The organism is Kitasatospora sp. NRRL B-11411 (assembly GCF_000721345.1).
Lineage (GTDB): Bacteria > Actinomycetota > Actinomycetes > Streptomycetales > Streptomycetaceae > Kitasatospora > Kitasatospora cineracea.
Genome location: NZ_JOGH01000094.1, coordinates 1 through 22,376 on the forward strand (window position 1 = coordinate 1; position 22,376 = coordinate 22,376).

A 22,376-nucleotide genomic window follows, 5' to 3' on the forward strand; every position below is an offset into this window, starting at 1 on the left:
CGCGGGTGGCGGGGTTGCGGGGGCTGTTCCGGGGGTTGCGGCCGGACCTGGTGCACACGACCTTGTACGAGTCGGACGTGCTGGGGCGGTCGGCGGCGTTCGCGGCGCGGGTGCCGGTGGTGTCGAGCCTGGTGAACTCGGCGTACGGGCCGGAGCACGTGCACGCGCGGGGGTTGAGCCCGTGGAAGGTCCGGGCGGCGCAGGCGGTGGACGCGGTGACGGCGCGGGGGGTGCGGCGCTTCCACGCGTTGACGGAGCACGTGGCGGAGGTGATGGCGGCCCGGTTGCGGGTGGCGCGGCGGCGGATCGACGTGGTGCCGCGGGGGCGGGACCCGCTGCTGCTGGGGCGGGTGACGGCGGAGCGGCGGGCGGCGGTGCGGGGGGCGCTGGGGTTGGCGGAGGAGGTGCCGGTGGTGCTGGCGGCGGCCCGGCAGCAGTACCAGAAGGGCTTGGACGTGCTGGTGTCGGCGTGGCCGCGGGTGCGGGCGGCGCGGCCGGACGCGGTGCTGCTGCTGGCGGGCAGCCGGGGGGCGGAGACGGCGCGGTTGGAGGGGTTGGCGGCGCGAACGGGGGGCGTGCGGTTCCTGGGGCCGCGGGACGACGTGTTCGACCTGATGGCGGCGGTGGAGGTGTGCGCGGTGCCGTCGCGCTGGGAGGGGCTGGGGAGTGCGGCGCTGGAGGCGATGGGGGTGGGGGTGCCGCTGGTGTGCGCGGACGTGCCGGCGCTGCGGGAGACGGTGGGCGGCGGGGAGGAGTGCGCGCTGCTGGTGCCGCCGCAGCGGCCGGAGGCGTTGGCGGGGGCGCTGGTGCGGGCGCTGGAGGGGCGCGGGGAGGCGCTGGTGCGGGCGGAGGCGGCGCGGGCGCGCTTCCTGGCCGGGTACACGCTGGAGCGGGTGTCGGCGCGGATGGTGGAGTTCTACGGGCGCGCACTGTCCTGATGGCGGGCGGGCACCGGCTTGACGGCGGGCGCGCACTGTCCTGACGCCGGGCGGGCGGTTCGGTCACCGGGCGGCCCTCCGGCCCGTCGGTCCGTCCCGTGCGGGCTTTTGATGACGGTTCGTCAGTTCGGGTACGGGCGTCCGGATTCGGCCCAACGGCAGGTGTCAGTATGGCCAAAGTGCTTGCGCCGCAGGTCCGGGGCGGGAAGCATCGGGCGCAGGGGAGGGCCGTGGGGGCGGCCTCGTTCGTTTCGACTTTTTCTTTCCGCCGCAGCCGGGGGCGCGTACGGGGCCGGGGTCCGGTGCCGTTCCCGGGGGATCCGAGGTCCGGGGTGGCCGGGCCGGCCGTACCGATGCGCGCCGCCCATGGGGCGGGTGCGGCCGTGGGCGCGTGGGCACCGTGACGAGGCGAGGGGAACCAACCGGTGGAACCGGCAAATCTGTTCACCGTTCTGCGGCGGTACTGGCGGCTGCTGGCGGCCTGCACGGCGGCCGCGCTGGTCGTGGGGTACCTGCTGACGCCGGCCGGTGACGCCGTGGACAACGGCAAGTGGCAGTGCAAGGTGGCGATCACGCCGGTGGCGGGCGCGGCGGACACCGTGCGGGCCGACCAGGTGCTGTCGTACGCGCAGGGTTCGGCGGTGACCACGGCGGCGGCGCAGAAGCTGCACCTGACGGACGTGGCGGGGCTGACGGCGCGCCGGACGGTGGCGGCGGAGTCCACCCAGATGCTGCTGTTCACCACCACCGGCCCGACCCAGCAGTCCTGCGCGGACCTGGCGGCGGCGCTGTCGGAGGCGACGATCACCGGCTACGCCCAGGAGTCACGCAAGAGCGCCGACGAATCGATCAAGCGGCTGCGCACCCAGGCGGACGCCCAGCAGTCGCAGCTGGACGACCTGCAGAAGTCGTTCAGCAAGGCCAACGCGAGCGATCAGGCCAAGCTGCAGCCGCAGCTGTCGACGGCGACGGCGGCGCTGACCAAGACCCTCGGGGCCATCGCCGACCTGCAGAACTACAGCCAGACCGACGCGATCCAGCAGTGGGGTTCGATCGACACCAAGGAGCTCGGCGGCAGCCTGCTGACCTCGCCGACCCGCGGGGTGCGGCTGGCGCTGGCGGTGGTGCTGGGCCTGGCGCTGGGCGTGGTGGCGGCGCTGATGCTGTCCCGGATGGACACCCGGCTGCGCACCCGGGACGGCGTCGAGGAGGCGTTCAACCTGCCGGTGGTCGGCGAGATCCCGGGCCTGTCGCGGCGGCTGCGGCGGCTGCGCGAGCCGCTGGTGACGGCCCGGCCGGCGGACCCGGCGACCGAGGCGTTCCGTTCGCTGCGCTCGACGCTGCTGCTGACCGGCCCGGAGGCGCTGTCCGCGCAGTTCGGGCAGGGCGGCCTGGACCAGGACGAGCGGCGGGTGCGGCGGGCGGTGGAGCCGGCGCCGGTGGTGCTGGTGATGTCGGGGCGTTCGGGCGACGGGCGGACCACCACGGTGGCGAACCTGGCGGCGGCGCTGGGCGAGACGGGCCGTCAGGTGCTGGTGCTGGACTGCGACTTCCGGCAGCCGGAGCTGAACGCGCACTTCGGGCTGGACGAGGGCCCGGGCATGGCGGAGCTGCTGTCGGGGGAGCAGCCGGCCTCGCTGGTGGAGCTGATCCGGCCGACCCGGGTGCCGAACGTGGCGCTGATCGCGGGCGGCCACGCCACCGCGTACCCGGCGGCGCTGGTGCTGCGCGCCGCGGAGGTGCTGGCGCTGGCCCGGCGGCACGCGGACGTGGTGCTGATCGACTCCTCGCCGCTGCTGAACGCCAACGACGCGTACGACCTGGTGCGGCACGCGGACGCGGTGCTGGTGACGGTGATGGCGGGCAACGTCCGCCCCGAGGAGGCGGACCGGGTGTCCGAGCTGCTGGCCCGCACCGGAGTGCCGGTGGCGGGGGTGGCGCTGCTGGGCGCGGAGGTCGCCACCGGGCGGCGCAACCGTTCGCCGCGGCTGCGGCCGGGGCGGCCGGGCGGGCGGGCGCCGCTGCCTCCGGCGCCGGAGCGGGCGGAGCTGCCGCGTCCGGCGGCGGCCGGGCCGTCCCGGCCGCAGCCGCGGCGGGCCGAGCCGGGCCGGGCCGAGCACCAGCGGGCGGCGGACACCCGGCGGCGCGAGCCGGTGTACGGCGAGGGCGAGCGGGGCGAGGACGCCGACCGGCGGGACCGGGCGGCGAGTTGGGGCCGCCGGCCGGCCGAGCTGCCGCCGGAGGAGCCGGTGGAGACCACGCTGCAGCTGCGACTGGGCGAGGAGCGGTGACCGGGGGGCGGGCGCGGGTGCTCTGGCTGGCCAAGGGGCTGGGCCGAGGCGGCGCGGAGCAGTTGCTGCTGAACTGTGTGCGGCACGCGGACCGGGAGCGGTACGCCGTCGAGGTGGCGTACGTGCTGCCGCACAAGGACGCGCTGGTGCCGGACCTGGCGGCGGCGGGCGTGCCGGTGCACTGCCTGGGCGGTGCGCCGGGGCGGCGCTGGCCGCTGCGGCTGCGGCGGCTGCTGGCCGAGCGGCGCTACGACCTGGTGCACACCCACATGCCGGTGCCGGCGGTGGCGGCCCGGCTGCTGGCGGGGCGGCCCCGACCGCGGCTGGTGCACACCGAGCACAACCTGTGGGAGCGCTACCGGCTGCCGACCCGCTGGGCGAACGCGCTCACCTACGGGCGCAACGACGCGGTGATCGCGGTGTCGCACGCGGTGGCGGCGGGGGTCGGGCGGCGGCGGGCGGGCGAGTGGCTGTCGGTGGTGCACCACGGGCCGGACCTGGGCGGCGCGCCGTCCGGCCCGGCGGCGCGGCGCGCGGCGCGGGCCGAACTCGGGCTGCCGGAGGACGCGTTGGTGGTCGGCACGGTCGGCAACCTGACCGCGAAGAAGGACCAGGCGACGCTGCTGGCGGCGTTCGCGCTGCTGCGCGAGCGGGAGCCGGACGCCCGGCTGGTGCTGGTCGGGTCGGGACCGCTGGAGGCCGAGTTGAAGGCCCGGGCGGGCGGCGGCGTGCTGTTCGCGGGCATGCGCGCGGACGTCCCGGCGCTGCTGCCGGGCTGGGACGTGTTCTGCCTGAGCTCCCGTCAGGAGGGCCTGCCGGTGGCGCTGATGGAGGCGATGGCCTCGGGCCTGCCGTCGGTGGTGACGGCGGTCGGCGGCGTGCCGGAGATCCTGGACGACGGCGTGCAGGGCCGGCTGGTGCCGCCGGGCGATCCGGCCCGGCTGGCGGCGGCACTGGGCGAGTTGGCCGATCCGGCGCTGCGCGGGCGGATGGGCGCGGCGGCCCGCGAGCGGTCGGCGTCCTTCGACGTGGCGGGCGCGCAGCGGGCGGTCGAGCGGGTGTACGCGCGGGTCCTGGCGAACTGAACCGACGGGTGGGGCGGAGCACGACGTGGGTGGTGGACTGACGTACCGCGGGCTGGAGCCGGCGGACGTTCCGGCGGTGCTGGAGCTGTTGACGGCTTCGCTGGCGGGCGGCCCGACCGGGCGGCGCAGCGCGGAGTTCTTCGACTGGAAGCACCGGGAGAACCCGTTCGGGTCGAGCCCGGGCCTGGTCGCGGTGGCGGACGGCGGGCGGGTGGTGGGGGTGCGGCTGTTCCTGCGCTGGTGCTGGCGCGGGGCGGGCGGCCGGGAGGTGCGGGCGGTGCGGCCGGTGGACACCGCGACGCACCCGGACTTCCGGGGCCGCGGGATCTTCCGCCGGCTGACCACCGAGCTGCTCGAACAGGTGCGCGGCGAGGCCGAGTTGGTGTTCAACACGCCGAACGGCAGCAGCCTGCCCGGCTACCTGGGGATGGGCTGGCGGGAGCTGGGCCGCGTCCCGGTGACGCTGCGGGTGGCCCGGCCGGTGTCGTTCGCCCGGGGCGCCCGCTCGGCGCTGGCCCGCCGCCCCGGCCCCTCGGGGCCGCCGCGCTGCGAACTGCCCGCCGCCGCCGGATGGTTGGCCTCCCCCGGCGCCCGGACGGCCTCGCAGCTGGCCGAGCTGCTCGCCGAGCGCGAGCGGGCGGACGCCGCCGACCCGCGGCTGCACACCGTGCGCACCCCGCAGTACCTGGCCTGGCGGTACGGGGCGGCGCCGGGCCTGGACTACCGGGTGGCGACGGTGGAGCGGGGCGGCGAGCTGGTCGGGGTGGCGTTCGGGCGGCCCCGGCGGCGCGGCCCGCTGGCCGAGTTCACGCTGGCCGAGCTGATCGTCCGCCCGGGCGACCGGGCCGCCGCCGCCCGGCTGCTGCGCACCGCCGCGGCCGCCGGCTGCGACCACGCCGCCACCCACCTGTCCCCCGGCACCGAGGCCGCCGCGGCCGCACTGCGGGCGGGCTGCGTGCGGGCGCCGCGCACCGGGATGGTGCTGGCCGCCCGCACCCCGACCGGCCCGCTGCCCGCCGAACGGTCGCTGGCCGACTGGCGGTTCAGCCTCGGCGACCTGGAGGTCTTCTGATGGCGGCGCTGCTCGCCGCCCGCCGCCCGCGCCGCCCCCGCCCGGCGGCGCGGCTGCGCGCGGCACTGCGCCGGGGCGGCCCGTCCGCGCTGGCCTGGGCGGTGGTGCTGGGCTACGTGACGGTGTTCGTGCTGGCGATGGTGCACACCACGTACGACACCTGGGGGGCGCTGCTGGTGGCCCCGGCGCTGATGGCGGTCGGCACGCCGATCCTGGCCCGGGTGGCGGCGGCCAACCCGGAGCGCGGGGTGTTCCGGCTGCTGATGGTGGCGATGGCGGCGAAGCTGGCCTGCGCCTTCCCGCGCTACCTGATGGCGTTCGTGCTGTACGGCGGCGCGGCGGACGCCAAGATGTACGACCGGAAGGGCTCCGAGCTGGCCCGCTACCTGACCACCACCGACTTCTCCGCCGGCCTGCACTACGACCTGGGGATGAAGGTCGCGGGCACCGGCTTCGTGATCATCGTGACCGGCGTGGTCTACGCGGTCACCGGGCCGACCCTGGTCGGCGGCTTCCTGGTGTTCTCCTGGCTGGGCTTCTGGGGGCTGCTGTTCTTCTGGCGGGCGCTGCAGATCGCCTTCCCGGAGGCGGACTCGCGGCGCTACGCGAAGCTGGTGTTCTTCCTGCCCTCGCTGCTGTTCTGGCCGTCCAGCATCGGCAAGGACGCCTGGATGATGTTCTGCCTGGGCCTGACCACGTACGGGGTGGCCCGGCTGCTGGACCGCCGGTTCGGGGCGTTCGCGTGCATCGCGCTGGGCTCGCTGGGCACCGCGATGGTCCGCCCGCACGTGACGGTGCTGGCGGGCGCGGGCCTGAGCGTGGCGTACCTGCTGCGGCAGCGACCGCGGCAGGTGTCGGCGCTGGGGCCGCTGCGCACGGTGCTGACGGCGGCGGTGCTGGCGGCGGGCGTGATGCTGATGCTGCAGCAGGTGTCGACGTTCTTCGGGACCAGCGGCACCGGCGGGGACGCGGTCAACCAGGTGCTGTCGGAGACCTCGCGGCGCACCTCGCAGGGCGACTCGGTGATCAACGCGGCCGCCGCGGACGAGCCGGCGCCCGGGTTCAGCCTCAATCCGGTGAAGCTGCCGGTGTCGGTGGTGAGCGTGCTGTTCCGGCCGTTCCCGTTCGAGGCGTCGAACGTGCAGAACCTGATCCAGTCGGTGGAGTGCTTCGCGCTGCTGGTGATGTTCGTCCGGGCCTGGCCGCAGCTGGCCCGGGTGCCCAGGCTGTTCGTCCAGCGCTCGTACGTGGCCTTCGCGGTGGTGTACACGCTGCTGTTCTGCTGGGCGTTCTCGACCATCAACAACATGGGCATCCTGTCCCGCGAACGGGTGCAGGTGCTGCCGCTGGCCCTGGTGCTGCTGGCGGTGCCCCGGCCGGCCACCGACCGCCCGGTGCGGCGACGGCGACGACCCGGCCCGGCCCGACCCGGCCCGCGGGGCACCGCCCGGCCCGGCCCCGAACCTCCGGCCGCCGTCGGCGCACCGGATCCGTCCCGAACCCAGGAGGGCTCGACCTCTTGACATCCTCCCCGCCCGGAGGGGTGGGGGTTCCCCTCAGCCTCGCGGCTGAGCCGCCGCGCGTGGGCGCGGCGGTGGGACGACTTCCTGCTTCATCGACGACTGCCCGCCCGGAGTGCTCCGTTGAGGTCTTACACCGTCTCCACAGGCTGCTGCCGCCAGCCCGGCGGCCAGGATGTTGCGGGCCGCGTTCACGTCCCGGTCGTGGACCGCACCGCAGTCGCACGTCCACTCGCGGACGTTCAGCGGCATCGCGTTGCGGACGGTCCCGCAGGCCGAGCACAGCTTGGAGCTGGGGAACCACCGGTCGACGGTGATCAGCTCGCGGCCGTACCACTGGGCCTTGTACTCCAGCATGGACCGCAGCTCGGTCCACGAGGCGTCCGAGATCGCCCGGGCGAGGCTGTGGTTCCCCAGCATGTTGCGGACCGTCAGGTCCTCGATCACGACCGCTTGGTTCTCACGGACGAGTCGAGTGGTGAGCTTGTGCAGGAAGTCACGCCTGCGGTCGGCGATCCGGGCGTGCACCCGGGCGACCTTGAGACGGGCCTTGTCCCGGTTGCGGGAGCCCTTGGCCTTGCGCGACAGTTCCCGCTGGGCCTTGGCCAGCGCGAGCCGGTCGGCGCGCTCGAACTTCGGGTTGGCGACCTTCTCGCCGGTGGAGAGCGTCACCAAGCTGGTGATCCCCGCGTCGACACCGACGGCCGCGTTGACCGGGTCGGGCATCGTGGGCCGGTCCTCGCACAGCACCGAGACGAACCACCGGCCTGCCGCGTCCTGCGACACGGTCACCGTGGACGGAACCGCACCCTCCGGAAGCGGACGGGACCACACGATGTCCAGCGGCTCCGCCATCTTCGCCAGCGTCAGAGCGCCGTTCCGGAACCGGAACGCGGACGACGTGTACTCGGCGGAGCGGCGGGACTTCCGCTTCGACTTGAACGTCGGGTACTTCGCCCGCTTCGCGAAGAAGTTGGTGAACGCCCCCTGCAAGTGCCGGAGGGTCTGCTGCAACGGGACGGACGACACCTCGGAGAGGTAGGCCAGCTCCTCGGTCTTCTTCCACGCCGTCAGCATCGCGGAGGTGGTGTTGTAGTTGATCCGCTCCTGACGGAGGCTCCACGCCTCGGTCCGGGCCTGCAACGCCATGTTGTAGACCTTCCGCACGCACCCGAAGGTGCGCGACAGCTCAGCCGCCTGCGCATCCGTCGGGTGGAAGCGGTACTTGAAAGCCCGCTTCACGTGGTTCGTGGCCATGCTCACAACCTAGTGGGACCACCTGTACAGACCAGACCTCCCGGTCAGAGCACTGCGGTCCGCCTTGCGGCGAAACACAGCCCGTTGCCCTGCTCCGCAGGAGATCCGTTTCCTCCCCCGGCTGAAGCCAGGGGTATCCACGGAGGTATCCGATGACGACCGATCAGAACCGCCCCGCCGCCCTCGGCGGCCCGCCCGCCTTCCCCGACGGCCTGCCGCTGACCCGGGTCCGGGTGCCCGACCGGGAGGGGCTGCTCGGGCGGCTCGGCGCGGTGCTCGACTCCGGGATGCTCACCAACGGCCCGCTGGTGCGCGAACTCGAGGAGCGGGCGGCCGAGTTGATGGAGGTGCCGCACGTGGTGGCGGTGTCCAACTGCACGGCGGGCCTGATGCTGGTGCTGCAGGCCGCGGGGGTCGGCGACCGGCGCCCGGTGCTGATGCCGGGCTTCACCTTCTCGGCGACCGCGCACGCCGCGCACTGGGCCGGCGGCACCCCGCTGTTCGCCGAGGCCCGGGAGCGGGACATCACCCTGGACCCGGCCGACGCCGAGGCCCGGCTGAAGGCCGCCGACTCCCCCGCCGCGCTGATGGCCACCCACGTGTACGGGACGCCCTGCCAGGTCGAGGAGCTGCAGCGGGTCGCCGACGCGGCCGGGGTGCCGCTGGTGTACGACGCCGCGCACGGCCTCGGCTCGAAGCGGCGCGGCGTGCCGGTGGGCAACTTCGGCCTGGCCGAGGTGTTCTCGATGAGCCCGACCAAGGTCGCGGTGGCCGGCGAGGGCGGCCTGGTCGCCACCCGGGACGCCGCGCTCGCCCGGACCCTGCGCACCGCCCGCGACTACGGCAACCCCGGCGACTACGACACCCTGTTCCCCGGCCTGAACGCCCGGATGAGCGAGCTGCACGCCGCGGTCGGCCTGACCTGGCTGGCCGACCTGCCCGAGCGGGTCGCCCACCGGGGCGCGCTGGTCGCCGAGTTCGCCCGCGCGGTGGCCGGCGTCCCCGGCCTGCGGCTGGCCCTGCCGGAGGACGGCGACACCTCCACCTTCAAGGACCTGACGCTGATCCTGGACCCGGCCGCCTTCGGCCTGGACAACCGGCAACTGGCCGCGGCGCTGCGGGCCGAGGGCATCGACACCCGCCGCTACTTCTTCCCGCCCGTCAACCGGCAGCGCGCCTACGCCCACCTCGGGCAGGCGGACGACCTGCCGCGCACCGACCGGCTGGCGGCCGCGGTGCTGACCGTCCCGCTGTGGTCCCAGATGGACCCGGCGACCGTCCGGCGGGTCGCCGACGCGGTGGTGCGCATCCAACCCTTCGCGGCCGAGCTGGCGGCGGGGACGGCGCGCGGCTGAGCCCGTCCGATCGAGTCTCGCAAGGCGGTTCGGAGATTAGTCGGATCAGGTGAACTCGGTTGGACCGATGGGAGGTTGGGGCGTCAGGATGGCTGACATGTTCAAGGGATTCCGCAGCTTCCTGCTGCGCGGCAACGTCGTCGACCTCGCGGTCGGCATCGTCATCGGCGCCGCCTTCACCGCCGTCGTCACCGGTTTCGTCTCCGCCTTCCTGACCCCGCTGATCGGCATCGCCGCCGGCGCGGTCGGCGACTTCAGCAAGGAGGCGTTCACCGTCGCCGGGGTCACCTTCCCGTACGGTGCGTTCCTCCAGGCCCTGATCAGCTTCGTGCTGGTCGCCGCGGTGATCTACTTCGCCGTCGTGATGCCGGTCGGCAAGCTGCAGAACCGTTTCAACCCGGTCAAGGACACCCCGGTGACCAAGGCCGACTGCCCCGAGTGCCTCAGCACCGTCCCGGTCGCCGCGACCCGCTGCGCGCACTGCACCACCGAGCTGGCCGGCCGCCCGGGCTTCCCGGCCCAGGCCGCCGCCGCGGCCGCCCGCTGAGCCCCCTCTCGCACCACCCCGCACCATCCCGGCCCGGACGGCACCCGCCGTCCGGGCCGGGCCCGTTCCCGCCCCGGACAGCGCCCCGCGGGCGGCGGTCTGGACCACTGCGGCTTAACGGAACCTTGGCGCAGCCTTTCGGCCGTCCGATCGGAGGGCTTTTGTCCACCCCGGATGAGCGGGTGGGGTACGGACGATGGATCCCGGATGACCGAAACGGGACGTCAGTTCGCCCGGCTGTGTCCGGCATTGCCCGATTTAAGCGAGCGAAGAGTCTGTAAACAGTTGAACTCCAGGCCGTTCCGCTCTCCTCAGCAGGCACGTTGTGGGCTTACGGTATGCCCCATGACCTCGCCCCGCTCCTACGACGGAGTCGGCTACCCCTCTCCGTCCTTCTCCTCCGGCACGCCCATCTACGACAGCCTGGTCGCAGAGCGCGGCATTCCGCAGATCGCACCCATCAACGTGCCCCCGGCCCTCCCGGCCTCCTCCTGGTCCTCCGCCTACGGCAGCGGTTTCGGCACCGGCTTCGACGCCCCCCAGTCGAACCTGCCCGCCCTGCCCCCGGCCCGTCTCGCCCTCGGCCCCGGCCCGAGCAGCACCCCGGCCCCGGCCCCGTACATCCCGGCCCAGCCCGGCTACGCGAACGCCCCGCAGCCCCCGCAGCCCGGCTACGCGAGCGCCCCCCAGGGCTTCGGCCAGCGCCCGGCCGCCCCGTCCTACCAGCAGCCCGGGCAGGCGTACCCGGCCCCGCAGGCCCCCGGCGGCTTCGCCGCGGCCCCGCAGAGCTTCACGCCGACCTTCAACTCCCAGCAGTTCGGCGCCCAACCCGCCCCGCAGCAGCAGTCGTTCGGCGACCAGTCGTTCGGCGGCAACACGCTCCGCCCGGCGGCCGCCCCCCAGCAGTACCCGCAGTACCGGCAGTACCCCCAGGCCGGCTGAGGACCCCTCCCGAGGGGGCGAGGTCACCACGCAACGGAGCGTTTTCTCCCCCACACCCCCGCCCGCGCACACCGCCCGGACGGGACCGCACCACCACGGTTCCCCGTGTCCCGCGCCAAACCCTGTCCGGTCGATCCTGCCGGACAGGGGCCGGGGGCACGGGGAACCGTCGTACCCGCCCGCTCCGGCCGGAGCGGGCCTGGCAGGATGGCCCCATGCCCCGTCTAGCCGCGCTCCACCTGTACCCCGTCAAGTCGATGTACCGGCTCAGCCCGCCGTCCGCCGTGGTGCAGCCCTGGGGCCTGGCCGGGGACCGCCGCTGGATGCTGGTCGACGCCGACGGCACCGCGCTCACCCAGCGCGACGAGCCCTCGATCGGACAGTTCCGCCCCGCCCCGTCCGCCGACGGCACCGCGCTCACCCTGACCGGCCCGGACGGCGACGTCCACACCCTGCCGGTGCCCGCCCTCGCCACCGGCGCCCCCGAGGCCGCCGTCGACGTCTTCGGCACCCGCTTCTCCGCCGCCCTGACCGGCAAGGAGACCACCGCCTGGCTGGCCGGACGGCTGCCGGCCAAGCACGGCGAGGTCCGGCTGGTCCACCTCGACCGCCCGGCCACCAGCCGCCCGATCGACCCGGACTACGCCGCCCCGGACGAGACCGTCTCGATGGCCGACGGCTTCCCGCTGCTGGTCACCACCACCGCCTCGCTCGACGAGCTGAACGCCCGGATCGCCGCCGACCACCCCGACGACCCGCGCAAGGCCGCCGCGCTGCCGATGGAGCGCTTCCGCCCCAACCTGGTGGTCTCCGGCACCGCCCCGTGGGCCGAGGACGGCTGGCGGCGGATCCGGGTCGGCGGCCTGGAGTTCCGGGTGGCCAAGCCCTGCGGCCGCTGCGTGATGACCACCACCGACCAGGAGACCGGCGAGCGGCGCGGCCCCGAGCCGCTGCGCGCGCTGGGCCGGCACCACCGCTTCGGACAGAAGCTGGTGTTCGGCCAGAACCTGGTCCCGGTCCGCCCGCTCGGCGCCGACCCGGCCGTCGAGGTGCTGGGCACCCTGGCCGTCGGCGACCGGGTCGAGGTGCTGGAGGAGGTCCCGGCGCCGCTGCCGGACCGCCGCTGAACCACCGCGCCGCCGCCGCTCCCCGGCATCGTCAGCTCCGTGCACCCGGAACCACCCCCGGCCCCGCTCGTTGAACCGGGCGCCGAAGCCGGACGGCGGTCCGCCGGGTCCGCACCGCGCGCTACGGTGGGGTGATCGCGCGGCGTCCCGACGCAACCGACGTAACCGACGAAGGCGGGGATGACAGATCGTCATGGCTGAGCTCAGGGTCCGGGTCACGCAGGACAGCGCCTCGCGGTGGCGCCGGCGCAGCGGGGAGTACGCCACCCTCCGCGAGGCCCTGGAGGTCGCCGAGCCGGGCGACACCCTGACGATCCGCGCCGGGACGTTCCGCGAGGCCGTGCTGGTCGACAAGCCGGTGACGCTGGTCCCCGAGCAGGGCCCGGGCAGCGTCCGGATCTCCCCGCCGGAGAGCGCGGTGCGCGGCGGCACCGCGCTGACCGTGACCGCCGCGGCCACCGTCAGCGGCCTGGTGGTGGAGGGCTCCGACCGCTCCGCGCCCGCCGTGCTGGTGGCCGGCGCGGACGGCGCGGTGCTGTCCGGCTGCCGGGTGGAGACCTCCTCGGCGGTGGGCGTGGAGCTGGCCGACGGCGCCCGGGCCCGGCTGGTCGACTGCGTGGTGGAGAACCCGTCCGGCCTGGGGGTGCGGCTGCGCGCGCAGTCCCGGGCCGAACTGCTGGACTGCGAGGTCGCCGCGGCCGGGCAGAGCGGTCTGGCGGTGCTGGCCGGCTCCCGGCTGCACGCCGAGCGGGTCAAGGTGCGCCGCACCGGCGGGGCCGGCGTCCTGCTGGCCGACCCGGGGACGCTGGCGGAGCTGATCGGCTGCGAGGTCTCCGAGGTGCGCGGCTCGGGCGTGCAGGCCGAGGCGCAGGCGGTGGGCCGGCTCACCGACTGCACGGTGCACCGGGTCTCCGGCAACGGCCTGAGCCTGGACACCGGCGCCGAGTTGGAGCTGTCCTCCTGCCGGGTGCACGAGGTGCCGGAGAACGCCGCGGACCTGCGCGGCGGCGCCAAGCTGACGCTTCGTCAGGTCACCGTGCACGGCTTCGGCCGGGGCGCGCTCTCGGTCTGGGACGGCGGCACCCGGGTGCTCGCCGAGGGCTGCCGCTTCCACTCCGCGCAGGGCGACTACCCGGCGCTGTGGGTGAGCGACGGCGCCGCCCTGGAGCTCGCCGACTGCGCCCTGGACGACCTGCCCGACGCCCTGTTCGTGCTCGACCAGGGCTCGACGGCCACCGCCCGGGACTGCTCGTTCAGCGCGATCCGCTCCTCCGCGGTCTCGGTCAGCGGCGGCGCCGGCGTCGACCTGTCGGGCTGCCGGATCCAGGGCGCGGGCACCGGCCTGTGGTTCCGCGACCACGGCTCGGGCGGCCTGCTCACCGACTGCGAGATCGCCGACGTCGCCACCGGCGTGATCGTCACCAAGGGCGCCGACCCGGTGCTGCGCGAGTGCACGGTGCGCGGCGCCAGCGAGGCCGGGGTGTACGTGTCGGCGCAGGGCCGCGGCGAGTTCGACACCGTCCGGGTCTCCCAGGGCGGCTTCGGCTTCCACGTGATCGACGGCTGCCGGACGAAGCTGATCCGCTGCCGGGCCGAGCGCAACTCCCGGGCCGGGTTCGAGTTCTCCGAGCCGGGCCCGGTCGCCGAGGGCTGCACCTCGGACGACGCGGCGCCGGCGCCTGCGGTCGTGCCGCCCGTACCCGCCGTGCCCGCCGTGCCCGCGCCGGCCGGGCCGCCGCTGGCCACCCTGGTGCAGACCTCCTCCCCCGCGCTGCCGGCCGCCGCCGTGATCGCCCCGATCCCGGACTGCCGGCCCGCGGACGTGGCGCTGGCCGAGCTCGACTCCCTGGTCGGCCTGGCCACCGTCAAGCAGGAGGTGCGCACCCTGATCGACCTGATCTCGGTCGGCCGGGCCCGCCAGCGGGCCGGGCTCAAGGCCCCCTCGCCGCGCCGCCACCTGGTCTTCACCGGCGCCCCCGGCACCGGCAAGACCACGGTGGCCCGCCTGTACGGCGAGATCCTGGCCTCGCTCGGCGTGCTGCAGCGCGGCCACCTGGTCGAGGTGGCCCGGCTCGACCTGGTCGGCGAGCACATCGGCTCGACCGCGATCCGCACCGCCGCCGCCTTCGACCGGGCCCGCGGCGGCGTGCTGTTCATCGACGAGGCGTACGCGCTCGCCCCCGAGGACGGCGGGCGGGACTTCGGCCGCGAGGCGATCGACACCCTGGTCAAGCTGATGGAGGACCATCGCGACGAGGTGGTGGTCATCGTGGCCGGCTACACCGGCGAGATGGAGCGTTTCCTGGCCGCCAACCCCGGCCTGTCCTCCCGTTTCTCCCGCACCGTCACCTTCCCCGACTACACCGCCGGCGAACTCCTCGACATCGCCCGCGCGCAGGCCGCCGAACACGAGTACCGGCTCGCCGACGCCACCGAGACCGCCCTGCTCACCCACTTCACCGGCATCGACCGCTCCACCGGCTTCGGCAACGGCCGCACCGCCCGCCAGGTCTTCGAGACCATGGTCGAACGCCACGCCTCCCGGGTCGCCCACCTCCCCTCCCCCACCACCGAGGACCTCCAGCTCCTCGTCCCCGCCGACCTCCCCTGACCGTCCCCGGCTCCCCCATGTCCGATCGCCCGCCGGCTCGTTGAGCCCGGTGTGGGAAAGCGACCGCCGTGGCTGGTGCCGGACGACCTGTGGGAGGTGGTCGAGCCGATGCTGCCGGTGCGGCGCCGCCCGGCCACCGGGCGGCCCTCGCTGGGCGACCGGGGCTGCCTGCAGGGGATCCTGTTCGTGCTGCACACCGGCATCCAGTGGGAGTGGCTGCCGCAGGAGCTGGGCTTCGGCTCCGGGATGACCTGCTGGCGGCGGCTGCGGGAGTGGCAGGAGACCGGTGTCTGGGACCGCCTGCAGGGAGTCCTGCTGAGCGAGTTGGACCGCGCGGGCGACCTGGACTGGGCCCGGGTCGGCCGCTGAGCCCCGCCCGGCGGCAGCGGGCCGGGCCCCGGCGGCCGGGGGCGGGCCCGGGAGGTCAGACCAGGCGGCCGCCGCCGTCGACGTGCAGGACGGTGCCGGTGACGTACGGGTTGTCGATGGCGTGCAGGACGGCCTTGACCAGGTCGTCGGGGGTGCCGACCCGGCGGGCCGGGTTGCGGGCGGCGACCGCGGCCAGGAAGGACTCCTTGTCGGCGCCGAGGCCGTCCCAGGAGCCGGTGTCGACGATGCCCGGGGAGATCGCGTTGACCCGGACGGGCGCGATCTCCACGGCGAGGGCCTGCACCAGGAAGGCCAGCGCGCCGTTGGTGGTGGCCATCACGGTGCGGGCGGGGGCGGGGCGCCAGGCGGCGACGCCGGAGAAGAAGGTGAGCGAGCCGTCCGCGGCGATCCGCCCGGCGAGGTGCTTGGCGAGCAGCAGCGGCCCGATCACCTTGGCGTCGAACGCCCGCCGCACGTCGGCGAGTTGCAGCTCGGCGAGCGGCCCGTTGGCGGGCAGCCCGGCGGTGGAGACCAGGTGGTCGAGGCCGCCGAGGCGGCCGAGCTCGGCCGCGAACGCCTCGATGGACGCCTCGTCGGTGAGGTCGACGGGCAGCACGGTGGCCGGGCCGGACAGCTCGCCGGCCGTCCACTCCAGCTTGCGCGGGTCGGGCCCGGCCAGGACCAGTTCGGCGCCGGCGGCGGAGGCCGCGCGGGCGAGGTGCCGGCCGGTGCGGGAGCCGGCGCCGACGACGGCCAGGCGGCGGCCGGACAGGGATGCGGACACGGTGGTCCTCCTCGGTTCTCGGGGCGGCCGGGTCGTGCTCCCGGCCTGCCCACCAGCCTGCTCCGACCTGCGGTGATAGGTCCAAGGCTTGTTTTCGACCGGATCGATAGAATCCGTTCATGGCAACCCTTCGCCAGCTGGAGTACCTGGCCGCCGTGGTCGACACCGGCTCCTTCACCCGCGCCGCCGAGCGGCTGCATGTCACCCAGCCCGCGCTCTCCCACCAAGTCCGGTCCCTGGAGGCCTCGTTGGGCGGCCCGCTGTTGGAACGCCTGCCGCGCGCCGTCCGGCTCACCCCGCTCGGCCGGGCCGTCCTCCCGCACGCCCGGGCCGTCCTCGCCGACGCCGAACGCCTGCACGCGGCGGCCCGCCGGGCGAGCGGCCTGGCCGAGGCCGAACTCGAGGTCGCCACCGTCCACTCGGTGGCCCTCGGCATCCTCCCGCCGGTCCTGCGGGCCTGGCGGGCCCGGCACCCGGGGGTGCGGATCCGGCTGCGCGAGCACCCGCACGCGGAGCTGCTGCGCGCCGCCGCGGCAGCCGGCCGGGCCGACCTCGCGGTCGGGCCGCTCCCGGACGACTGGGACGGCCCCGTACGGGAGTTGGGCGTCGAGGAGTTCGCCCTCGTGCTGCCCCCGGACGACCCGCTGGCCGGCGCCCCGGGCGGCACCCTGCCGCTCGCCGCGCTCGCCGACCGCGACTGGGTGCACTACGCCCCCGGGCACGGCCTGGCCGAAGTCCTGGACGCGGCCTGCGCCCGCGCCGGCTTCACCCCCCGCGCCGCCGTCCGCACCGAGCAGACCTCCGCCGCCCCCGCCCTCGCCGCCGCCGGCCTCGGTCCCACCCTCGCCCCCGCCACCATCCTCCCGGCCGCCCTGGACGCCGCCGTCCTGCGCCCCGACCCCCCGGTCCGCCGCACCCTCGCCGCCTACACCCGCACCCGCCCCGACCGCCTCACCACCGCCTTCACCGACCTCCTCGCCGCCCGTGTCCGGCTCGGGGGCTGACGGCGCCCCGATCCGATAGCTGCGAACTGAATCCTAGCGGCGCTAGACATCCGACCACCCGTCAGCCTAGCATCGTTCCTGTCGCTAGCGCCGCTAACAACGCGGCGGACCGGAGCAGTTCGAGGAAGCAGGGGGAACCACCATGTCCGCACTCACCGCCACCGCCACCACCGCCCGCGCGGTCAGCAGCCGGCTGCGCGTCAACCTCGCCACCGGGTTCACCCTGGTGGTCGCGCTGGGGATCGCCTACGTCGGGGTGAGCTTCCTGGTCGCCCCGGAGAGCACCGCCTCCGGTTTCGGGCTGCCGGTCTGGCCGCGGGGGGACGCGGCGGCGTTCCTGAACGTCAAGGGCGTCCGGGACATCGTCTCCGGGCTCGTCCCGCTGGCCCTGCTGCTGACCGGGCACCGGCGGGCGCTCGGGTGGGCGATGCTCGCGGAGTCGGTCACGCCGTTCGGGGACTGCGCGACCATCCTGCTGCACCACGGCAGCACGGCGACGGCCTTCGGCGTGCACTTCGCCACCGCCGTCTTCGTGGTCGTCACCGCCGTCCTGCTGCTGACCGAGCGCGGCGGGGCCCGGCAGGACTGACGGGCGCTCAGCCCTCCGGCCAGGCGCCGCCCGCGAGGAACTCCTCCAGGGCGGCGCGGTGCGGCCGGGGGTCGAGGTGCTCGTCGGCGAGCCACTGCGCGGAGTAGTACTTGTCGAGGTAGCGGTCGCCCGGGTCGCAGATCAGGGTGACGACGCTGCCGGTGCGGCCCGCGGCGCGCATCTCGGCGACGATCCGCAGCGCGCTCCACAGGCCGGTGCCGGTGGAGGCGCCGGCCTTCTTGCCGAGCACGTCGGCCAGCAGGTGGACGGCGGCGACCGAGGCCGCGTCGGGGACCTTCATCATCCGGTCGATCGCGCCGGGCACGAAGGAGGGCTCCATCCGGGGGCGCCCGATGCCCTCGATCCGGGAGCCGCTGGGGCAGTGCGCGTCCGGGTCGTGCTGGACCCAGCCGTCGAAGAAGCAGGAGTTCTCCGGGTCGGCGACGCAGATCCGGGTGTCGTGCTGCATGTAGTGCACGTACCGGGCGATGGTCGCGGAGGTGCCGCCGGTGCCGGCGGTGGCGACGATCCAGGCCGGTTCGGGGTGGGGCTCCATCCGCAGCTGGGCGAAGATCGACTCGGCGATGTTGTTGTTGCCGCGCCAGTCGGTGGCCCGCTCGGCGTAGGTGAACTGGTCCATGTAGTGGCCGCCGGTCTCGGCGGCCAGCTCGGCGGCCGCGGCGTAGACCTCGCCCGCGTTGTCGACCAGGTGACATCGGCCGCCGTGGAACTCGATCAGCTCGATCTTGGCCCGGCTGGTGCTGCGGGCCATCACGGCGACGAACGGGACGCCGATCAGCTGGGCGAAGTACGCCTCGGAGACGGCGGTGGAGCCGCTGGACGCCTCGATGACCGGGGCGCCGGGCCGGATCCAGCCGTTGCACAGCCCGTACAGGAACAGCGAGCGGGCCAGCCGGTGCTTCAGGCTGCCGGTGGGGTGCGTCGACTCGTCCTTGAGGTACAGGTCGATGCCCCACTCCGCGGGCAGCGGGAAGCGCAGCAGGTGGGTGTCGGCGGAGCGGTTGGCGTCGGCCTGGACGCGGCGGACCGCCTCCTTCAGCCAGGCCCGGTACTCGGGGTCGGTCCGGTCCACGTCCTGGGTGTGGTCGCTCATCGCACGCTCTCCTCGCCGCCCGCCGGGCGCCCCGCCCGCCGCATGCCCCGGGCTCCCGATCACCCCGGATGGCCCACCCAGTGTAACAGTCGACTACGATAAGTGACGATTACGGAGGCCCCAGCTTCCCCTTATGGTGCGCGCGGGGAAGCCGGGGCCGACGAGCCGTCAGTCGCTCGCCACCGCCCGCAGGACGTCGAGCTTCGCCGCCCGGGCGGCGGGCCGCAGCCCGGCCAGCGCGCCGGCCGCCAGGCCGACCAGGGCGACGACGGCCAGCCGTCCGGCGGGCAGCGCGAAGGAGCCCGTCCCGGCGGTGTCGGCGGCCCGGGTGAGCGCCCAGCCGAGCAGCGCGCCCAGGGCCAGCCCGCCGGCCGTGCCGAACGCGGCGACCAGCACCGACTCCCACCGCACCATGGCCCGCAGTTGGGGCCGGGTCTGGCCGACGGCGCGCAGCAGGCCGAGTTCGCGGGTGCGCTCGTGGACGGCGAGGGTGAGGGTGTTGGCGATGCCGAGCAGGGCGATCAGCACCGCGAGCGCCAGCAGCGCGTAGACCACCGAGAGCATCATGTCGACGCCGGAGGCGGAGCTCGCGGCGTACTCGGCGCGGGTCTGCACCTGCGGGTTGCCGTACTCCCGGGCCAGCTGCCCGATCGCGGCCTTGCCCCGCTCGACCGTGACGCCGGGCTTGAGCGCGACGGCGACCAGCGTGTCGGCGTCCTGGACGCGGTGCGGCTGCCAGGCCGCGCGGCTGACCAGGTAGTCCCCGGCGACACCGCCGCCCTGGTAGAGCGCGCGGACGGTGAAGGTGGCGGCGCCGTCGGTGAACCGCATGGCCACCGCGCTGCCCACCCGCCAGCCGTGCGCGTCGGCCTCGGCGCGGGAGACGGCGAGGCCGTCGGCGCCCAGGGCGGCGAGCGAGCCGTCGATCCGGCCGAGGTCGGTGACCTGCGCCAGCGCGAGCGGGTCGGCGACGCCCAACCGGGTACCGTGTCCGTCGACCTGGGCGACGCCCCGGCCGAGGCCGACCGCGGTGCGCACCTCGGGGAGGGCGGCGATCGCGGGGGCGAGCTTCGGGGAGACGCCGCTGCCGCCGGCCCCGGCGGCGGGGGCGGTGACGGCGAGGTCGCCGGCGAAGGTGCGCGAGACGGTGTCGTCCAGGGTGGCCTTGACCGAGGCGCCGAACACGGTGAACAAGGTGACCACGGCGACGCCGACCATCAGCGCGGTCGCGGTGGCGGCCGTCCGCTTCGGGTTGCGGGCCGCGTTGCGGCGGGCCAGCGCGCCGGTGGTGCCGCGCAGCCGGGGCAGCGGCGCGCCCAGCACCCGGACGGCGAGCGCGGCGGCGACCGGCCCGAGCACGACCGTCCCGGCGGGCAGCGCGAGCGCCCCGCCGACGGTGAGCGGCAGCGAGGGGCCGCGGGTCGCGCCGACCACCACGGCGGGCAGCCCCGCCGCCGCCAGGGCCGCTCCGACCAGCTTCCGCACCAGGGCACTTCGGCCCTGCGCCGACTCGTCGACGGCGGTGTGGCGCAGGGCGGCGAGCGGGGCGGTGCGGGCGGCGCGCAGCGCGGGGGCGAGCGCGGAGACCGCGGCGACCAGGGTGCCGGTGAGCAGCGGGAGCAGGATCGTCGCGGGGTGGACCACGGTGCCGCCGGTGGGCAGCGTGAACCCGATCGCGGCGAACAGCGCCTTGAGTCCGGCGGCGACGCCGAAGCCGCCGAGCAGGCCGAGCACGGAGGCCAGCAGGCCGATGGCGAGGGCCTCGCCGAGGGTGGTGCCGAGCACCTGGCGGCGGCCGGCGCCGAGGGCGCGCAGCAGGGCGTTCTCCCGGGTGCGCTGGGCGGTGACGATGGCGAAGGTGTTGTGGATGGTGAAGGTGGCGACCAGCAGGGCGACCCCGGCGAACACCAGCAGCAGGGTGGTGAACAGGCGCAGGAACCCCCCGGAGACGTCGGCGGTGGACTGCGCGGTGGCGTCCGCGCCGGTCAGCGCCTCCACCCCGTTCGGCAGCAACGGCCTTATCTCTTCGACCAGTTGGCGCTGGGTCAGGGTGTCCGAGCGGAGCCGGACGGTGGACACCTGCCCGGCGCCCTTCGGCGTCAGGTGGGCCTGGGCGTCGGCGAGGGTCAGCGCGGTGAAGGTGCTGGGGCCCATGCCGTCGGCGTCGGCGCCGAAGGTGGCGATGCCGACCACGGTGATCCGCACCGGGTCGGGGGTGCGCAGCACCGTGCTGTCGCCGACCTTCAGCCCGCCGGTCTTCGCCGCGCCCCGGTTGATCACCGCCTCGCCGGGCGCGGCGGGGGCCCGGCCCTCGGCGAGCCGGTACGGGTTGAGCCCGGGGTCGGCGATCCAGTTCCCGGCCAGGGTGGGCGGGCCCTGCCCGCCGACGGGCTTGCCGTCGGCGCCGATCAGCTGGCCCGCGCCCTGCACGGACGGTTCGGCGGCGCTCACCCCGGGCGCGGCGCGCAGCTTCGCGGTCAGCGCCTCGTCCAGCGGGGCGCGGACCCCGCCGGGGGCGTTGGGCGCCTCCAGCACCTGGGCGCTGCGGACGACCGCGTCGGTGCCGGCGTTGGCGTCCGCGAACAGGGTGTCGAAGTTGGCCCGCAGGGTGTCGCCGAGCACCATGGTGCCGGTCAGGAAGGCCACTCCGAGGACGATGGACAGCACGGTGCCGAACAGCCGGCGCCGGTGGGCGAGCAGCGAGCGCGCCCCGATCCGCACGCTCGCGTTCACCGGGCGGCCGCCCGGCCGCGACGGGTGTCGAAGGCCTTCATCCGGTCCAGCACCCCTTCGGCGGTGGGCCGTTCCATGGTGTCGACCAGGCGGCCGTCGGCCAGGAACAGCACCGTGTCGGCGTACGCGGCGGCGGCCGGGTCGTGGGTGACCATCACCACCGAGCCGCGCATGGTGTCGACGGCGGAGCGCAGCAGGCCGAGCACCTCGCCGCCGCTGCGGGAGTCCAGGTTGCCGGTCGGCTCGTCGGCGAACACCACCTGCGGCCGCCCGGCCAGCGCCCGGGCCACGGCGACGCGCTGCTGCTGGCCGCCGGACAGCTGGGCGGGCCGGTGGTGCAGCCGGTCGCCGAGGCCGACCACGTCGACCAGGGTGTCCAGCCACTCCCGGTCGGGGGCGGTGCCCCCGAGGTCGAGCGGCAGGGTGATGTTCTCCCGCACGGTGAGCGTCGGCACCAGGTTGAACGCCTGGAACACGAACCCGATCCGCTCCCGGCGCAGCAGCGTCAACTCCCGGTCGCCGAGCGCGGACAGCTCGGTCCCCCCGATCCAGGCCCGGCCGCCGCTGAGCGTGTCCAGCCCGGCCGCGCAGTGCATCAGCGTGGACTTGCCCGACCCGGAGGGCCCCATCACGGCGGTGAACCGGGCCTCGGCGAACTCCACGCTGACGCCGTCCAGCGCCCGCACCCGGGTCTCCCCCGCGCCGTACTCCTTCACGGCGCCCTCCACCCGGGCCGCGGCCGTCACCGCTTCCCCCCGCCGCTGCCCTGCTCCTCGGTCAGGACACCCCGGCGCTCCCGGTACTCCGCCTCGTCGATCTCCCCCTGCGCGTACCGCCGCCCCAGCACCGCCAGCGGGGCGTGCTCCCCACCGCCGCACCAGCCGCGCCGCCGCCACACCGACCGCCGCAGCACCGTCACCACCAGCACCACCACCAGCAGCCAGAACAGCGGGAACACCAGCACCCACGGCCCGGGCCCGTGCCCGGACCACCCATCGGCCAGCAACGTCACCATCACCACTCATCCCCTTCGGTCGA

18 protein-coding genes and 1 pseudogene are annotated in these 22,376 nt (G+C 75.4%); 13 read left to right on the forward strand and 6 right to left on the reverse strand.

The window, feature by feature from the left end; all coding sequences use genetic code 11:
* The 5 genes from IH44_RS43190 to IH44_RS41625 all read left to right on the forward strand — a co-directional run.
* A partial coding sequence (locus tag IH44_RS43190; RefSeq protein WP_030462865.1) for a glycosyltransferase family 4 protein occupies window positions 1-938 on the forward strand: 938 nt, incomplete at its 5' end.
* Window positions 939-1,363: 425 nt separating this feature from the next.
* Complete coding sequence (locus IH44_RS43195) at window positions 1,364-3,229, forward strand: AAA family ATPase (RefSeq protein WP_051817512.1); 1,866 nt, start codon at window positions 1,364-1,366, stop codon at window positions 3,227-3,229.
* The gene (locus tag IH44_RS0129795; protein ID WP_030462867.1) at window positions 3,226-4,314 is read left to right on the forward strand and encodes a glycosyltransferase; all 1,089 of its coding nucleotides are present in this window, start codon (window positions 3,226-3,228) and stop codon (window positions 4,312-4,314) included. Before IH44_RS43195 ends, IH44_RS0129795 begins: the two co-directional genes overlap by 4 nt.
* A 25-nt stretch (window positions 4,315-4,339) precedes the next feature.
* On the forward strand, window positions 4,340-5,386 hold the full coding sequence (locus tag IH44_RS0129800; protein ID WP_030462868.1) for a GNAT family N-acetyltransferase: 1,047 nt from the start codon (window positions 4,340-4,342) through the stop codon (window positions 5,384-5,386).
* The gene (locus IH44_RS41625) at window positions 5,386-6,909 is read left to right on the forward strand and encodes a hypothetical protein (protein ID WP_035956793.1); all 1,524 of its coding nucleotides are present in this window, start codon (window positions 5,386-5,388) and stop codon (window positions 6,907-6,909) included. Before IH44_RS0129800 ends, IH44_RS41625 begins: the two co-directional genes overlap by 1 nt.
* Window positions 6,910-6,942: 33 nt before the next feature.
* On the opposite strand, the gene IH44_RS0129810 is transcribed toward IH44_RS41625, so the two are convergent.
* On the reverse strand, window positions 6,943-8,163 hold the full coding sequence (locus tag IH44_RS0129810; RefSeq protein WP_030462869.1) for an RNA-guided endonuclease TnpB family protein: 1,221 nt from the start codon (window positions 8,161-8,163) through the stop codon (window positions 6,943-6,945).
* Window positions 8,164-8,315: 152 nt separating this feature from the next.
* On the opposite strand from IH44_RS0129810, the gene IH44_RS0129815 reads away from it, so the two are divergent.
* The 6 genes and pseudogenes from IH44_RS0129815 to IH44_RS0129840 form a co-directional block, all read left to right on the forward strand.
* A complete protein-coding gene (locus tag IH44_RS0129815; protein WP_030462870.1) occupies window positions 8,316-9,518 on the forward strand; it encodes a DegT/DnrJ/EryC1/StrS aminotransferase family protein in 1,203 nt (400 codons plus the stop codon).
* Between the two features lie 97 nt (window positions 9,519-9,615).
* The gene (gene mscL / locus IH44_RS0129820; protein WP_035956795.1) at window positions 9,616-10,065 is read left to right on the forward strand and encodes a large conductance mechanosensitive channel protein MscL; all 450 of its coding nucleotides are present in this window, start codon (window positions 9,616-9,618) and stop codon (window positions 10,063-10,065) included.
* Window positions 10,066-10,410: 345 nt separating this feature from the next.
* Window positions 10,411-11,007 (forward strand): DUF6643 family protein, encoded by a 597-nt coding sequence (locus tag IH44_RS43200; RefSeq protein WP_051817514.1) that lies wholly within the window; start codon window positions 10,411-10,413, stop codon window positions 11,005-11,007.
* A 215-nt stretch (window positions 11,008-11,222) separates the two neighbouring features.
* A complete protein-coding gene (locus IH44_RS0129830) occupies window positions 11,223-12,134 on the forward strand; it encodes an MOSC domain-containing protein (protein ID WP_030462873.1) in 912 nt (303 codons plus the stop codon).
* A gap of 193 nt (window positions 12,135-12,327) precedes the next feature.
* Window positions 12,328-14,745 (forward strand): right-handed parallel beta-helix repeat-containing protein, encoded by a 2,418-nt coding sequence (locus IH44_RS0129835; protein ID WP_030462874.1) that lies wholly within the window; start codon window positions 12,328-12,330, stop codon window positions 14,743-14,745.
* A 51-nt stretch (window positions 14,746-14,796) separates the two neighbouring features.
* Window positions 14,797-15,102: pseudogene (locus tag IH44_RS0129840) on the forward strand (transposase); the annotation flags it as partial.
* 67 nt (window positions 15,103-15,169) lie between these two features.
* Here the strand turns inward: IH44_RS0129840 and IH44_RS0129845 are convergent.
* Window positions 15,170-15,898 (reverse strand): SDR family oxidoreductase, encoded by a 729-nt coding sequence (locus IH44_RS0129845; protein WP_030462876.1) that lies wholly within the window; start codon window positions 15,896-15,898, stop codon window positions 15,170-15,172.
* 119 nt (window positions 15,899-16,017) lie between these two features.
* Here IH44_RS0129845 and IH44_RS0129850 point away from each other — a divergent pair, with 119 nt between their 5' ends.
* Window positions 16,018-16,902 carry a LysR family transcriptional regulator gene (locus tag IH44_RS0129850; protein ID WP_030462877.1) on the forward strand — a complete coding sequence of 295 codons (885 nt, stop codon included), beginning with the start codon at window positions 16,018-16,020 and terminating at the stop codon, window positions 16,900-16,902.
* A gap of 142 nt (window positions 16,903-17,044) precedes the next feature.
* A complete protein-coding gene (locus IH44_RS0129855) occupies window positions 17,045-17,491 on the forward strand; it encodes a DUF4267 domain-containing protein (protein WP_051817518.1) in 447 nt (148 codons plus the stop codon).
* A 7-nt stretch (window positions 17,492-17,498) separates the two neighbouring features.
* Here IH44_RS0129855 and IH44_RS0129860 read toward each other — a convergent pair whose 3' ends face one another.
* From IH44_RS0129860 to IH44_RS48645, 4 genes are all read right to left on the reverse strand, one after another.
* On the reverse strand, window positions 17,499-18,605 hold the full coding sequence (locus IH44_RS0129860; protein ID WP_030462879.1) for a PLP-dependent cysteine synthase family protein: 1,107 nt from the start codon (window positions 18,603-18,605) through the stop codon (window positions 17,499-17,501).
* A gap of 168 nt (window positions 18,606-18,773) precedes the next feature.
* Window positions 18,774-21,338 (reverse strand): ABC transporter permease, encoded by a 2,565-nt coding sequence (locus IH44_RS0129865; RefSeq protein WP_030462880.1) that lies wholly within the window; start codon window positions 21,336-21,338, stop codon window positions 18,774-18,776.
* The gene (locus tag IH44_RS0129870) at window positions 21,335-22,054 is read right to left on the reverse strand and encodes an ABC transporter ATP-binding protein (protein WP_232795136.1); all 720 of its coding nucleotides are present in this window, start codon (window positions 22,052-22,054) and stop codon (window positions 21,335-21,337) included. Before IH44_RS0129870 ends, IH44_RS0129865 begins: the two co-directional genes overlap by 4 nt.
* A 26-nt stretch (window positions 22,055-22,080) precedes the next feature.
* The gene (locus IH44_RS48645; protein WP_030462882.1) at window positions 22,081-22,353 is read right to left on the reverse strand and encodes an SHOCT domain-containing protein; all 273 of its coding nucleotides are present in this window, start codon (window positions 22,351-22,353) and stop codon (window positions 22,081-22,083) included.
* Window positions 22,354-22,376: the final 23 nt, after the last annotated feature.

Coding starts and splice junctions, on each gene's coding strand:
- IH44_RS41625 (WP_035956793.1), top strand. CDS start 5,386: ATGGCGGCGCTGCTCGCCGCCCGCCGCCCGCGCCGCCCCCGCCCGGCG.
- IH44_RS0129810 (WP_030462869.1), bottom strand. CDS start 8,163: ATGGCCACGAACCACGTGAAGCGGGCTTTCAAGTACCGCTTCCACCCG.
- IH44_RS0129815 (WP_030462870.1), top strand. CDS start 8,316: ATGACGACCGATCAGAACCGCCCCGCCGCCCTCGGCGGCCCGCCCGCC.
- mscL (WP_035956795.1), top strand. CDS start 9,616: ATGTTCAAGGGATTCCGCAGCTTCCTGCTGCGCGGCAACGTCGTCGAC.
- IH44_RS43200 (WP_051817514.1), top strand. CDS start 10,411: ATGACCTCGCCCCGCTCCTACGACGGAGTCGGCTACCCCTCTCCGTCC.
- IH44_RS0129830 (WP_030462873.1), top strand. CDS start 11,223: ATGCCCCGTCTAGCCGCGCTCCACCTGTACCCCGTCAAGTCGATGTAC.
- IH44_RS0129835 (WP_030462874.1), top strand. CDS start 12,328: ATGGCTGAGCTCAGGGTCCGGGTCACGCAGGACAGCGCCTCGCGGTGG.
- IH44_RS0129850 (WP_030462877.1), top strand. CDS start 16,018: ATGGCAACCCTTCGCCAGCTGGAGTACCTGGCCGCCGTGGTCGACACC.
- IH44_RS0129855 (WP_051817518.1), top strand. CDS start 17,045: ATGTCCGCACTCACCGCCACCGCCACCACCGCCCGCGCGGTCAGCAGC.
- IH44_RS0129860 (WP_030462879.1), bottom strand. CDS start 18,605: ATGAGCGACCACACCCAGGACGTGGACCGGACCGACCCCGAGTACCGG.
- IH44_RS48645 (WP_030462882.1), bottom strand. CDS start 22,353: ATGGTGACGTTGCTGGCCGATGGGTGGTCCGGGCACGGGCCCGGGCCG.